This is a genomic window from Amphritea sp. (assembly GCF_016744155.1).
Classification (GTDB): Bacteria; Pseudomonadota; Gammaproteobacteria; order Pseudomonadales; family Balneatricaceae; genus Amphritea.
Map to the genome: position 1 here is coordinate 94830 of NZ_JADGEW010000006.1, position 13604 is coordinate 108433.

Consider the following 13604-nt stretch of genomic DNA (forward strand, 5'->3'; position numbering starts at 1 on the left):
CCGGTTGTCGGGTATAGGGTCAACGGTAGCGCTTCTCAAGTGTTTCCGTCAATTTATCAGTAAATTGAAGGGCTTGTAACAGTTTGGGGATGTTTTCCTCAATATTGATTGTTAAGTCAACCGGTTGGCTGTTGTTCCAGTCCGGGTTGTGTCCTTTAAAATGAGTTTTCAGCAGAGCCGTTCCTTCCGGCTGGTAGTCCAGCTTAATCCCCAGGCTCCGATATTTCATATTACGCATAGCATCAAAGGCGATCCCCAGCGCTGGAGTGGTTTGGGTCATCGCCATAAACGCTGGTGGCGGAATGAATCTTATCCAGCCACCCTCCGGTGTACTATTTATCTGTCCATCCGTAATGGTCAGCTGTCCCTGTTTAAAGCTGATCGGCATCTGCCCATTCAACGTGCCGCTACCGGTAAGTCCCTCTTGTTGTTCCAATGCCATCAGCTGCTCCAGATGGATTCCGGTGACCGCTATTGCGGTGTCAAAGTCAGGCTCCTTCGGGTCCATACTGATCGGAAGGGTGGTGATCCTTCCACCCAACAGATCTACATTACTGCTATAGAGCTGCAGCTGTTGTTTCCCTGTCGAGCTTTGTTCGAAGCGATAGCTGCCGGAAAAATTTTCGAGTGGCACACCCGCATCGATAAAGGTGATCTTCAGCTGTCCAGTATCACTGAGCTTACCTCTGTGGCTCTTAACAGTTTCTGAACTGCCATTGATATCGTAGAGGTGGGTCTGGTCGTAACTGAGACTGGTGTTTTCGGCTCGATTTAAAAATCTTAAGGCGATACCGGAGCTATTCAGATCGAGCCATCCCTGGTGTCGCAGGGTTCCGTCAGTGAAAACCAGTTCAGGGGGGAGTTGTGGAACATAACGTAACGCCAGCCTTTCGATACCGGTGAGTGGCACAGATGTTTTCCAGTAGGCGGTGCTGTGATTAGCTTTTGGGTCGGTTTTGCTGGAGCCGGAAATCTCGATACCTCTGCTAAGCAGAGGGTCCTGTAAGCGAATAGTGAAGCGGTTAGTGATCTTATCCGGTGTAATCGTTGCGCTGTTATTCAGATTGATCAGTGGTAATAGAAGTTGGCCAGAGCGTACCTCAATATTGTTGGCTATTAGCCTCGCTTTAACGCTGTTTTCGGCCAAAATTAGTTCTGATAATTTAAGGCTGACAGGCGGTGTTGTGATTAGGGTATCTGGTTGCCCCTGCGCTTCGATAGTGACCGGTTGTAAGCGCAGTAGGAATTCAGTGTCAGGCAATGAGATGTTGTTAAGGCCCGATTGATTGAGTTGATCCAGTGAGCTGGTTAGCTCTATCGGTTGCTGTAGATCAATCTGAACCTTGTCTGAGCTGATCGGCTGAGTACCACCGGTGTTAAGACTTTCTGCGATGGCCGAGAGATGTTGAATACTGAGAATAAGTTCGCCGTTATCCAGCGTTAGCCTGCTGTCCTGTTGCACATTCAATCGACTGATTTGGGTTATCAGTTCCTGAACAGTTGCTTTGCTGGTTATCTGGTATTGGTGACTGGCGGAAGACGGCTTGCCACTCAGCGGGATTAAACTGTTGCCCTGGATGGTGACGGTGCCGGAGATGTTCGGCAGGCTGGTCGTGTCTGGAAGCTCTGCAAGCTGAGTTAACAAAGGCTGTTGCAGCAGAGGTTTAAGTTGTTCAAGGAGCAGGGTGCTTTGGTTATGCGCTTTAAGCTGATTGTCTTCAACGGTCAGCTTAAAATCACTCTGTATCAGGGGGGCTTGATCGACAGAAACGGTCAGCTTTCCGCTGTCCTGGTTGTTTATGATGAGTTGCAGCTGGGTTTCGGGCGCATTCTCGATTCGTTCAATTTTAAACGTTAACTGTTCTTGATTGGCGGTGACACTGCCGGAAAAAGTGATGCTTTTGTCGGGTGTCTTGCCGGTAGCCACTATATTAATGGTGGCATCTGACAGGGTGATATTGTCAGCGGGAATCTGACTGAGCAAATAGGAGGGCAGGGGTGGGAATGGCAATTGGGACAGGTCTTTATCTTGAGCTGCCGCCTCTTTATTGACTGTTGAGTCTAGTGTCAGATCAAATTTAAGCGTTTCGACGTTCAGGGTTTTGATACGCTGTGCGTTGAATAACTGCCAGGGATTAAAGTTGATGCTGATGGATTCGGCGGTGAGTATGAAAGACTCAGCGGCAGTCTCTTTTTGTAGTTTAAGCTTGCTGATTTCAATGCGATTCAGATCCGGTCGTTTTAGATCAAAACTGGCGCTGATCTGATGATCTGTGAGTACCTGGCGGACGCTGTATTCGGCAATGGCGGGTAATGCCGCATAAAAGCTGCCGATGAAGATAAGCAGGAGAACTGTCGCGATTAGCAGTTTGCGCATTGAGTCCTCCCTGTTTTTGATAATCGCTAGTGTTACAGGTCGTCCAGTTCCATCTCGTAGAGCCGGTCTACCGCATCCTTCAGGTGAAAGATGATATCTGTATACTGGTCGCTGTCGGACTCAATATCAATATCACTGAGGCGGTCGGCGGTCTCTTCCAACGAAGCCCCTTCTGCACGGATGCCGTTATCACTCAGTAACCAATGTATCAGACCATAGATCTCTGCCTGGATTGCAACTTCATCCAGATCCTCTAAAAATGCGTCACGTAAGGTTTGTAAAGTTGTGAACAGAGGGGTATCTCGGTCGGTATCAACGTAGAGCCTTAGCAGGGTATCGGCATTCTCTATGAGGTACTCTTCGGCTGCGATATCAGGTGTTGTCTGGCTATCACAAGGTTCAATAGGCTCAATAGTAAAGATGTTATCGCAGGCACGAATGATAAAGCGCATGGTGAAATAACCCTGTGTTAAGTCGGTTGGCGACGCTGGTTTTCTGAGCTTAGTTTCCTAATATCAGTTGCCTAATATCAGTTTCCTGATCTCAGTTATCTAAGCTTTCTGACGACGTTCAGGCCATCTCGCACGGTCAGGAAGACGTTTTCTACATCTGGGTCCTGGGCAATAATGCGGTTGGTTTCAACTAGGATGTCATCGATTTCTGATTCTGGCTGAACGACTTTACCGGACCAGAGCACGTTATCCAGAACGATCAATCCACCGGGGCGGGTCATCTCTTTCACCCGGTTGTAGTAGTTCAGGTAGTTACGCTTATCGGCATCGATAAAGGTGAAGTCTAATTCAATGTCGAGTTTTTCCATGGTCTCCAGTGCCTTGCCAAAGATCACTTCAATCTTGTGACCATGTTCGCTTCGGTCATAGAAAGTTTGGGCAAACTCGATTGCACGGGGGTTGGTTTCACAGCAGATGAGTCGTCCATCATCTGGCATCCCTTCAGCGATGGATAGCGCGGAATAACCGGTAAACATACCGATTTCAAGCGCATTCTTAGGCTGGTGGATCGCGCTGAGCAGTTTCAACGTACGGCCAACCAGACGGCCAGATAGCTTCTGTGGCCAGCCCATGTTTTCGTTGGTTTTATCGATCAGTTCCTGCAGCAGGGGGGGCTCTTCGCCGGTATGAATAAAGGCGTAATCTTCAATGGCTTCATCAACCAGATACTGGGTCATTCTATCTCTCTCAACATCACTTTACTGGCCCAGACCTCGATAGCATCAGTACCATCAGACTCCAGGCGAAATTGGCAGAGGATAATATCACTTTCCGGGCACTGAAGGATAATCGCTTTTGCACCAGCCGAGGCGTTGAAACAGCCTTGCGTGGGTGGTTTGCCGACGCCATAGAGCGAAAAGTTAAGTAACTGTCTATATAAGGGTTCAGTGAGACAGACCTGATAGCTATTATCGATCACCTCATATTGGGTGGGTTCCGCTATCAGGGGCGTCGATTGAAACAGAAATAGCGCTACTGGCAGAGCAAGGTGTTTCATCTGCGGTACCTTGTTAAGGGTTAAACCTGAGTATATGGCGCGACTAAAGAGAAATATATTTTTAATCAAGATCGCCGTCTATACCATAGGTTGAGGCGGAAAAATCCCTTACAATATCCGTTCTAATATCTACGTAATTTGGAGTATCACCTTGGAACCGCTGATTCTGTTTATTTTTTCCGGTTTTGTTTCCATGTCTGTGGCGCTGAGTGCCGGGCAACTGAATAAACTGGCCGATGAAGATAAGCCCGCTTTTCTGCAGAGCAGAAATGGTATGGTGATGGTGATTATGGCGGGCAATGTAGGTGCACTGACGCTCATTGGTTCATTGGCTTACGGGTTTCGTTTGCTGGAGTGGTGGATCCCGCTGAGTAGTATATTTCTTACATTCCCTGCGCTATCTGTCGGTATTACCCAGCGTATGTTTGGTAACAAAGTGAACCTCTTCATCATGCTGCCACTGACACTCATTTCTGCCGGACTGTTGTACCATTTCTGGTAAACAAACATATATGACACCCTCTGTTGGGAATGCCGATGACCTCTGCTCAGCTGACTGAATTACTCAATGATCCTCTTGTAAGCGCAATCATCGGTGCTGGGCTGGGCTTATTGTTTGGGCTGATGTTGATGCAGCTGGTTAAGCTGAAACTTAAAGGCCGGTACGAAACCGCTCGCCAGCATCAGGAAAGCGAGGTTCTGAAGCTACAGGACCAGCTTGAGCGTTTTCAGGCTGAACAGAGTATAGCGAGCGATAAGCATCAGTATCTTGAGCAGGAGATGCAACAGGTCAGCGTTCAGGTGCGTGAACTCGAGCTGGATCAGGTGCGGTTGCAACAGGTTGAGTCCCAGAAGTTAAGCCAGGATGAGCAGTTGGCAGAACTTCAGGAACAACTGGATAACTTGCAGCGATTGCTAAGCCAACGGCAGGCGCGCGTTGCCGAACTGGAAAGCCGATTGGAAAGTGAACGTGAATCGCAGTCAGAGAAATTACAATTGCTGACAGAAGCGCGGGATCAGCTGAAATCTGAGTTTCAGAACCTGGCGAACAAAATTTTTGAAGAGAAATCCGCCAAGTTTACTGCCGCTAATAAAGACTCGCTGGGCTCGCTGTTGACTCCTCTGAAAGATCAACTGGGTGAGTTCAAGCGCAAGGTTGAAGATGTTTACGATAAAGAAGCGAAAGATCGCCGCTCTCTATATGAGCAGATCACCCACCTGAAAGAGCTGAATCAACAGATGAGTGTTGATGCGGTTAACCTGACTAACGCGCTGAAAGGCGAAAGTAAGACGCAGGGTAACTGGGGTGAGGTGATACTCGAGCGGGTGCTGGAACAGTCGGGTCTGCGAAAGGGTTATGAGTATGAAACCCAGGTCTCTCTGAATGAAGAGGGGCAGCGCTATATGCCAGATGTAATCATTCGTCTGCCGGATGATAAAGATGTCATCGTCGATGCAAAAGTCTCGCTGACCGCCTATGAACAGTATTGCTCTACCGATGAAACAGTATTGCAAGACCGGGCGCTAACGGAACATCTGCAATCGATTCGTAACCATATCCGCGGGTTGAGTGAGAAAGCCTATCAAAACCTGGAGGGGGTTCGTTCACTGGATTTCGTGTTGATGTTCATCCCGGTGGAAGGGGCGTTTCTGTTAGCGCTACAACAGGATAAAGAGCTGTTTAGCTCTGCTTATGAACGCAATATTATTCTGGTGAGCCCATCCACCCTGTTAGTTACTTTGCGTACGATCAATAATATCTGGCGCTACGAGCGGCAGAATCGTTTTGCTCAGGAGATCGCCCATCGTGGTGGTGAGCTACATGATAAATTTGTCGGCTTTGTCGAATCGCTTGATGATGTGGGTCGCCATCTTGGGCGGACTCAGAACGCCTTTGATACCGCGCATAAGCGACTCAGCAGTGGTCGGGGCAATCTGGTCAATCAGGCGGCTTCGCTGCATAAATTAGGCGTTAAGAATAAGAAAGAGTTGGATAAAACGCTGGCCCAGAGTGCCTCTGAGTCGGACCCTGATGCCGAACAACTTGAGATCCTCGACAGATGATCTCGGTGGTTGGTTACGGTTCGCTATTATCTGAGGCTTCCGCCAGACAGACCGTGCCAGCACTGCAAAATTTTCGTTTAGTCCGTGTCCCCGGTTATCGTCGTATCTTTAATAAAGTGGGTGTTGTTTTTCTCAGTCGCCATGGTGCAGACCCGAGTAGCCGGGAGTTGGCTTCCTGCTCCACCGAACCCGACGATCATTGTGAGATTATCTGTAGCCAGTTCGAATGCACACCGGAAGATTTTGTCGAGCTTTATGAGCGGGAACATCGGTTTCGCTGGGTAGAGGTCGAAACTTTACGCTGTAATAGCCTAGGTAGCGATTCATCGCAGCGGCGGGGGGCTAAAACATCTGGGCGGATGTGCACCGGTTATGATGATATGGAGTACCGCCTGAATAAGTGTATAACCCCGGCGGAGTATGAGTTGAGGGTTGGGCGTTATTATACGGGTGCGCTCTGGCGCGATGATATTCTGCCTTTCCCTCGCTATCTTGCGTTCTGCCTTCAGGCAGCGTCCTCGCAGGGTGAAGAGGTGCTGGATAATTTCCTCGATAGCAGTTATCTGGCAGATGGTGTGACGAACATCAGAACTTACTTGCAGCAGTCTGTAGAGCTACAAAACTGGCGTAGTTTTGATACCGGCTATAGCTATCGTTCCGGTCGCTGAATTCTTTTTCTCTGTATTTACTTGTCTTTTTTATTCATCAGAAACTACAAATTATTTATATCAATATGATCTTTTGATTTTTAATGAAAAATCAAAACTGCCTTTTGAAATTTCTTAAAATCATCAAGATTAAATATTGAAAATTCTTAAAAACGTCAAGATTAAATATTGAAGTGTATATTATTAATCAAAACTTAATGTTGATTTTTGTATATTTTTTGTACAAAAAAGTTGCGATATATGATAAAAATAGAGGGGTAAGTAAATAAATGGTATATTTGCCGCAAAGGCAGAAGCGGCAAGGGTATTTAGCGCTAAAGATGGCAGATATTTGCCGATATAGTTAAATAGAGCATTTTTTTATAAATTATTTAATTGCTAAAGCGTTGTCTTTAAAGAAATACCCATTTTTATTATTTTTTTGGTTTATTTTTTGCTTTAGTTGTAAATAATATCGGTAGCGGCAAAAAGAGCGCGCTGATCGGATGAAAATATCCGCAATTGACCAAGTAATGTGCAGAGCTGGGTAGAAGAGGTCTGCTAATGCCGCTTTAGTTAGCATGAAGCGGATATTAAGAGTGAAACTGACTGGATATGGCAATGACGAGCAATATGATCGTAGCACTGGATATCGGCACCTCTAAGGTGGTGTGTCTGGTGGGCGAAGTTGGCCTGGATGGCACGATCGATATCGTTGGCATTGGCTCCCATGAGTCACGCGGTTTAAAGCGGGGCGTGGTGGTCAATATTGAATCCACCGTGCATTCGATTCAACGGGCAGTGGAAGAGGCCGAGCTGATGGCCGGCTGCAAGATTCACTCGGTCACCGTTGGCGTTGCTGGCAGTCATATCAACAGCATGAACTCCCACGGTATTGTCGCGGTTCGCGATGGTGAAGTGATGGAACACGATCTGGAACGGGTGATTGATGCCGCCCGTGCGGTGGCTATTCCCGCAGATCAAAAAATCCTGCACATACTGCCGCAGGAATATGTGATCGACAATCAAGAAGGTATTCGCGAACCGTTAGGAATGTCAGGTGTACGGCTCGAAGCCAAAGTTCATCTGGTAACCGGCGCAGTTAACGCGGTACAGAATATTGAAAAGTGCGTACGGCGTTGTGGTTTGGCAGTGGATGACTCAGTACTTGAACAGCTGGCTTCCAGTTACTCGGTACTGACGGAAGATGAGAAAGAGCTGGGTGTTTGTATGGTCGATATGGGTGGCGGTACCACTGATATCGCCATCTTTACCGGTGGCGCGATTCGGCATACAGCGGTGATCCCTATTGCGGGTGATCAGGTAACCAATGATATCGCCATGGCATTACGGACACCGACGCCTCACGCTGAAGATATCAAAATTAAATATGCTTGCGCATTGGCTCAACTGGCCAGTGCGGAAGATACCATTAAGGTCCCCAGTGTTGGTGACCGACCGGCCAGAGATCTGTCACGACAAGCACTGGCTGAAGTGGTTGAGCCTCGTTATGACGAGTTATTTACCCTGGTTCAGGCAGAGTTGCGCCGCAGTGGGTTTGAAGACTTAGCCGCCGCAGGCATTGTACTAACCGGTGGTACGGCGAAGATGGAAGGGGCTGTAGAGCTGGCGGAAGAGATCTTCCATATGCCGGTGCGACTGGCGCTACCGAAAGGGGTTCGGGGGATGGAAGACATCCTCTGTAGCCCTATCTACGCAACCGGCGTTGGCTTACTGCAATATGCTAAACAAGATAATCAACATCTGGGCGAAGCGGTCGCGGTTGAAGACAGCGTAGAGCGTCCAAATGTATTGAACCGGATGAAATCCTGGTTCCAGGGGAATTTTTAAAAGCTCTTTTTATAAAGAGACCCCGAGAGAAAAATAAATAGTTCTGACGAGCCTGCGAGTGTTGAATTCGCAGGGTGTGACAGAAAACAGATGAATTAAACGCAATGCAACAGGTGCGGGTTGGGCACGAACCTGGAGGAATGGGACATGTTTGAATTAGTCAATAATATAGCGCAGAACGCGGTCATCAAGGTGATTGGCGTTGGTGGTGGCGGCGGTAACGCTGTGCAGCACATGGTATCCAGTGAAGTAGACGGAGTTGAGTTTCTCTGTGCGAACACGGATGCTCAGGCACTGAATCATATGGATTCCCGTAACGTCCTGCAACTCGGTGGCGAGATCACTAAGGGGTTGGGTGCAGGCGCGAATCCAGATATTGGTCGTCAGGCGGCAATAGAAGATCGTGATCAGATCGTTGAGATGCTCAACGGTGCTGATATGGTTTTCATTACAGCAGGCATGGGTGGTGGTACCGGTACGGGTGCAGCACCAATTGTTGCTGAAGTTGCTAAAGAGTTAGGCATCCTGACTGTTGCCGTAGTCACTAAGCCTTTCCCGTTTGAAGGCAAGAAGCGGATGCTGATCGCCGAAGAGGGGATCAAAGAACTATCTGAGAATGTAGACTCTCTGATAATCGTGCCCAACGAGAAACTCCTCCAGGTGCTGGGTAAAAACTGCACCCTGATGAAAGCCTTCGATGAAGCTAACGATGTATTAAAAGGTGCGGTACAGGGTATCTCTGACCTGATTATTCGCCCGGGTATGATCAACGTTGACTTCGCCGACGTACGTACTGTGATGTCTGAGATGGGTACCTCTATGATGGGTACCGGTTCAGCCCGTGGTGATAATCGTGCGGTTGAAGCAGCAGAAGCAGCTGTGCGCAGCCCACTGCTGGAAGATGTCGATCTGATGGGGGCTCGCGGTATTCTGGTGAACATCACTGCAGGCTTGGATCTGGGTCTGGGTGAATTCAGCGATGTAGGTCAGGTGATCGAAGAGTTCGCTTCTGACAATGCGACCGTTGTAGTGGGTACGGTTATCGACCCTGAAATGACTGAAGAAATTAAAGTGACGGTTGTTGCGACCGGTTTGGGTGGTGTTGTAGAGCAGGATATTCGAGTGGTGAGTAATTCCGCTTCTGCTGCTGCAGGATCCCGTCGGGCCGCCAGCGCTGTGAGCGACTACAGCCAGTTGGAACTACCAACCGTTATGCGTAATCGTAACGAATCTGTACGCGCTAAGGATAATCCGGTAGTAGAGCCGGAGCCTATTGTTGAAACACAGAAAACTGGTACCGATGACATGGAATTCCTGGATATTCCAGCGTTCTTGCGTCGTCAGGCTGACTAAAAGGTAGCCCATTGGGGTATGTCCCACCCCTTATCTTTTAAAAGCCAAACTTGCCCCGCCTGTGGAGTTATCCCGGGCGGGGTTTTCTTTTTTCAGCCTCTATATTCCGTACTAAGTTAACGTTTTTAACGAATCCTAAAAAAGTCGTTAAAAAGCTTTCCATATGTTTGATTTCAACCCTGAATTCCATTAAAGTACGCGGCCTCTGATATCGGCATCAGAGAATGTCGGAGTTTACACGACGGTAACCAGCACGCTAGCGTGCAGTTATAAATCTGAAAAGATATCGTAAATAAATACGTGGTGAGGTGTCCGAGTGGCCGAAGGAGCACGCCTGGAAAGTGTGTATACCGCAAGGTATCGAGGGTTCGAATCCCTCCCTCACCGCCATCTTTCTGATTTATTATTTTAAATCAATTAGTTATCTTCTATTTATACGTTCAATGATGCGCAAGTGTGACACTTAACTCTGACAGTTGAGAGGTTTCACCATGCCCACTCGCATTCCTCATACTTACCGTACATCTTCAGGCACATATTACCTTCGCTTGCTTTGGCCCAAAGCCCTTCGAGAACGAATTCCCGATTTAGGGCGTGAAACTCGATTGTCGCTTCATACAAAGGATAGAGCAACTGCAAGGCGAAAAGTTTACAACAGTCTGAATAAAATCAATTTCTTACTTGAAAAATATTCTGTGCGTCTTTATGATAATTATTCAGACGTTGGGCAAGGTCTTGCCTTATGTGTGCAAAATATAGCACACAGCGTTTTAGATAAGCCTTCGAGTTTATCAAATTTGCATAGCTGCAAAGATAGGGACATCTCCTTAGACAAAAATGGAGATTTAGCTATGTTAAAATTACTACAACACCGTCATCCTGATGGTGGTCTTACTATTTTCGACGGAAATAGGACAGACGAGGTTGAGGCGCTTGCCATGTTATTGGCTAGGCGGAACTTTTATGAGCAAAAATTTGCTCAAGAAGACCTTAACCAATTACTTCCTCAACGATCTCATACCTTCTCTCGTGAAACACAATCTGAAGTTACTTTAGAGGGTGTAGAGGGCTCGACTCATGTCGATGAAGATAATGCCGATGCTTCTGAACAGTTAGTCAACAATTCGATAGATCATGGAAAGGCGCAGCATGAACGCTCACCAATGATCGTAAAAGAGTTGATCGATGACTATATTCAAGAACGGAAAAAAGAAGGGCGATGGGACAATCCGAGTACATGTACCAAATACATGTCCCAATTACGTGTATTAGCTGAATTGTTTGGTGAAAGCACTCCAGTCACAAGTCTATCCACTTTATCAATCGTTGACGTTAAAAAGAAACTCCAAGAATATCCTGATCGTAGATTTGTGGGAAAGCGTGAAAATATTCCTATTTCCGAGCTTCTAAACGATGAATCACTGAAGCGAATATGCCTGAAAACAGCAAAAGGCTATTTTGAAGTACTGAAAAGCGTGTTCAAGCATGCTACTTCTTCAGGCTATATCAAGCACGATGTGGCCGCTAGTATTGATTTTAATGCGCCTCAGAAGTCTAGAAGTCTCCGGGGAGTCGTCGGCGGTAAGCAGAAAAAAAATAAGCGGAAAGTTTTTCAAGATAAAGACCTGATTCGACTTTTTAGCGGCTATATTTATGGTGGAAGTTATACAGGTAACAAGAGAAAGTTGTTGCCTGCTCATTTCTGGGTCCCTTTGATCGCTTTGTATACTGGTGCGCGGATTAATGAAATTTGCCAGCTAATGATTTCTGATATCAGCTCTGCGCCGGTGGAATGGCAAGGGAAGGTAACTGAGATTCCTCGTTTTATTATTACTGATGAGCATCCAGATCAAGTACTAAAGACTGAGAACTCTGAACGTAAGCTGCCTATACATACAAAATTAATTGAAATGGGTTTTATGGATTTTGTTTGTAAGAGAAAGGAGCAGTCAGTTGATCACAGAAATGAACGATTATTTGAGGGTATGCATTGGGAAGAATCCTCTCGTTGGGGGCGAGTAATTGGGCGTTGGTTTAATGGGGAATCAGCTCGTCCAGGCTATATCACTGAAAGGCTAGGTGCTGAGCGAGATAAGAAAGTATTTCACAGTTTTAGGCACACAGTTACAGATATGTTGAGAAATGCTGGTGTAGGGAAGTCATTGCGAACAGCTATTTTAGGACATGAAGGAGAGACAGTAAATGATGACTACGGGGAAGGGTACTGGTTAGAAGTAATGAAAAAGGCTATTGATGCCATTCAGTATTCACCTCAACTTGAAGCCATGCTGTCAGAAATTAGATTCGGAGATTTTGAAAGATTTGCCGCATCTATAAAGCCTAGGTCTAATCGAAGATCAGGAATATTATTTGCCCAAACCCAATCCGGTTTGAAGGAGGGGCAGTGATGACTTATGTCTTTGATGAAAGGAGCTTAGCCTACTTAATTGAGCATTGTAATGTTTGTATAAATCATGAAGAGCTAAAGCTTGTTATCGCATTAGCTTTTCCTGAAAGCTCTGTTTTTCATACCCATGTAGAGTCTTCTGGTTTGTTTGATGGCTCAGGGAAAAAGATAAATACATCTTTTTTGCATTACTTTGCTGTAAAGGTGGGGGAGAAAGAAACTGATTATTATCAGTTGGTTATAGAAGACATTCCTGAAGAAAAGAATGTTAATACTGAAGGTCTTTTATTAAGAGACTTATCTGATTCAATAAATATTTCGTTGCAACAACTAAGAAGAGACAGGCAGTTAAGTTCTAGCTCGTATCAAAATCGCAGGTATGAGCTGCACTCTAAAGTTCAAATAGGAAGTGAGCTAGAACATGAGCTAATGTTGGAGAGATATGTTGTAGAGAATATGACCGCTGAGGAGGAAGAGTACTGCCGTAGTGAAGGCCTTTCAAAACAGCGATATGCTGCAGGTCTCCAGAAAGCAACCTATCTACAGTGTTGGTTTGAGTATTGGTCAGAGTTGAACGAGGGTAAGACGAACTGTTTTGGTCATTGGAAAGCTAATTTTACTGAAGCTGTCGATGGTGATCAGCATTTTATAATGATGTATTTTTTACCGATTGGGGAAAGTGTCGAAGTTCAATTGGATACTAATCCATCTGCTTGTGGTCAAGAGCTTTTGAGGAAATTGGCTGCCTTTGATAAAGCTGCGGGATATTCACTGGCATGGTTCTTTTACATGCTTCAGAAGCAAAATGTATCCATCGATGTTGGGCTTCATGTGTGCTCATTGTATGAGCGTGGTGGAATTTCATTGCCTGAACGACATGCTTCTGTATTAATGAAGTGGTTTGATTATCCGTTTCTTCTTTAAATACTTGATATAGAAACGTGGCAAACAAAGTGGGCTTTCGTGATGATCGTATCAGTGTTTGGGGGAGTTACTAATTTCTACCAAAATTTCTTTACTTTCAGTTATGTAGCCGCCTTTCGGCTGTCTCGCACCCTGTACGCGCTTCTTAGATCGTCGTAAATTTTTAATATTGATCTACTAGCCTCATATTGAAGGTAAAGATATTTTACTGGAGCAGGTGATTGAATGGCAGTCACAGCCTACATAGTGATATCACAGCATCTAGAGTTGCCCCCAATTCCTGTGGATAACCATGTTCGTAAGATGAATACGGATACTTTAGATGTAAGGATCTAAAGGCTCTGAGTTCATTGTATGATTTGTAATCAGGTATTTAGGCTGAGATTAGACTTTAAATTCGGTAGTAACAAACTATCGGTAATTGTTATTCTCGTTAGTTAGCTATACGTGAATTCAGCTATGGGGGGGGGGG

11 protein-coding genes and 1 tRNA gene are annotated in these 13604 nt (G+C 46.1%); 8 read left to right on the plus strand and 4 right to left on the minus strand.

The window, feature by feature from the left end; genetic code table 11:
- Nucleotides 1-19: 19 nt before the first annotated feature.
- The 4 genes from QZZ54_RS07290 to QZZ54_RS07305 all read right to left on the minus strand — a co-directional run bounded on the left by QZZ54_RS07290 (nt 20) and on the right by QZZ54_RS07305 (nt 3886).
- The gene (locus tag QZZ54_RS07290) at nt 20-2377 is read right to left on the minus strand and encodes a YdbH domain-containing protein (protein ID WP_290700899.1); all 2358 of its coding nucleotides are present in this window, start codon (nt 2375-2377) and stop codon (nt 20-22) included.
- A gap of 32 nt (nt 2378-2409) precedes the next feature.
- Complete coding sequence (locus QZZ54_RS07295) at nt 2410-2829, minus strand: hypothetical protein (RefSeq protein ID WP_290700901.1); 420 nt, start codon at nt 2827-2829, stop codon at nt 2410-2412.
- Between the two features lie 95 nt (nt 2830-2924).
- Nucleotides 2925-3566, minus strand: coding sequence for a class I SAM-dependent methyltransferase (locus QZZ54_RS07300; RefSeq protein WP_290700903.1), 642 nt, complete (start codon nt 3564-3566; stop codon nt 2925-2927).
- Complete coding sequence (locus tag QZZ54_RS07305) at nt 3563-3886, minus strand: hypothetical protein (RefSeq protein WP_290700905.1); 324 nt, start codon at nt 3884-3886, stop codon at nt 3563-3565. Before QZZ54_RS07305 ends, QZZ54_RS07300 begins: the two co-directional genes overlap by 4 nt.
- Nucleotides 3887-4037: 151 nt before the next feature.
- Here QZZ54_RS07305 and QZZ54_RS07310 point away from each other — a divergent pair, with 151 nt between their 5' ends.
- From QZZ54_RS07310 to QZZ54_RS07345, 8 genes are all read left to right on the plus strand, one after another.
- Nucleotides 4038-4388, plus strand: a complete 351-nt coding sequence (locus QZZ54_RS07310) for a hypothetical protein (RefSeq protein WP_290700908.1) — start codon at nt 4038-4040, stop codon at nt 4386-4388.
- 35 nt (nt 4389-4423) lie between these two features.
- Nucleotides 4424-5950: a DNA recombination protein RmuC gene (gene rmuC, locus QZZ54_RS07315; RefSeq protein WP_290700911.1), complete on the plus strand. Its 1527-nt coding sequence runs from the start codon at nt 4424-4426 to the stop codon at nt 5948-5950.
- Nucleotides 5947-6618, plus strand: coding sequence for a gamma-glutamylcyclotransferase (locus QZZ54_RS07320; protein ID WP_290700914.1), 672 nt, complete (start codon nt 5947-5949; stop codon nt 6616-6618). Before rmuC ends, QZZ54_RS07320 begins: the two co-directional genes overlap by 4 nt.
- A gap of 594 nt (nt 6619-7212) precedes the next feature.
- Nucleotides 7213-8448: a cell division protein FtsA gene (gene ftsA / locus QZZ54_RS07325; protein WP_290700917.1), complete on the plus strand. Its 1236-nt coding sequence runs from the start codon at nt 7213-7215 to the stop codon at nt 8446-8448.
- 147 nt (nt 8449-8595) lie between these two features.
- Nucleotides 8596-9801 (plus strand): cell division protein FtsZ, encoded by a 1206-nt coding sequence (gene ftsZ, locus QZZ54_RS07330; RefSeq protein ID WP_290700919.1) that lies wholly within the window; start codon nt 8596-8598, stop codon nt 9799-9801.
- Nucleotides 9802-10103: 302 nt separating this feature from the next.
- Nucleotides 10104-10191 (plus strand) — tRNA-Ser (locus QZZ54_RS07335).
- 101 nt (nt 10192-10292) lie between these two features.
- The gene (locus tag QZZ54_RS07340) at nt 10293-12209 is read left to right on the plus strand and encodes a site-specific integrase (RefSeq protein ID WP_290700922.1); all 1917 of its coding nucleotides are present in this window, start codon (nt 10293-10295) and stop codon (nt 12207-12209) included.
- Nucleotides 12206-13132 carry a hypothetical protein gene (locus tag QZZ54_RS07345; RefSeq protein WP_290700925.1) on the plus strand — a complete coding sequence of 309 codons (927 nt, stop codon included), beginning with the start codon at nt 12206-12208 and terminating at the stop codon, nt 13130-13132. The genes QZZ54_RS07340 and QZZ54_RS07345 overlap by 4 nt, the downstream gene beginning before the upstream one ends.
- Nucleotides 13133-13604 lie beyond the last annotated feature (472 nt).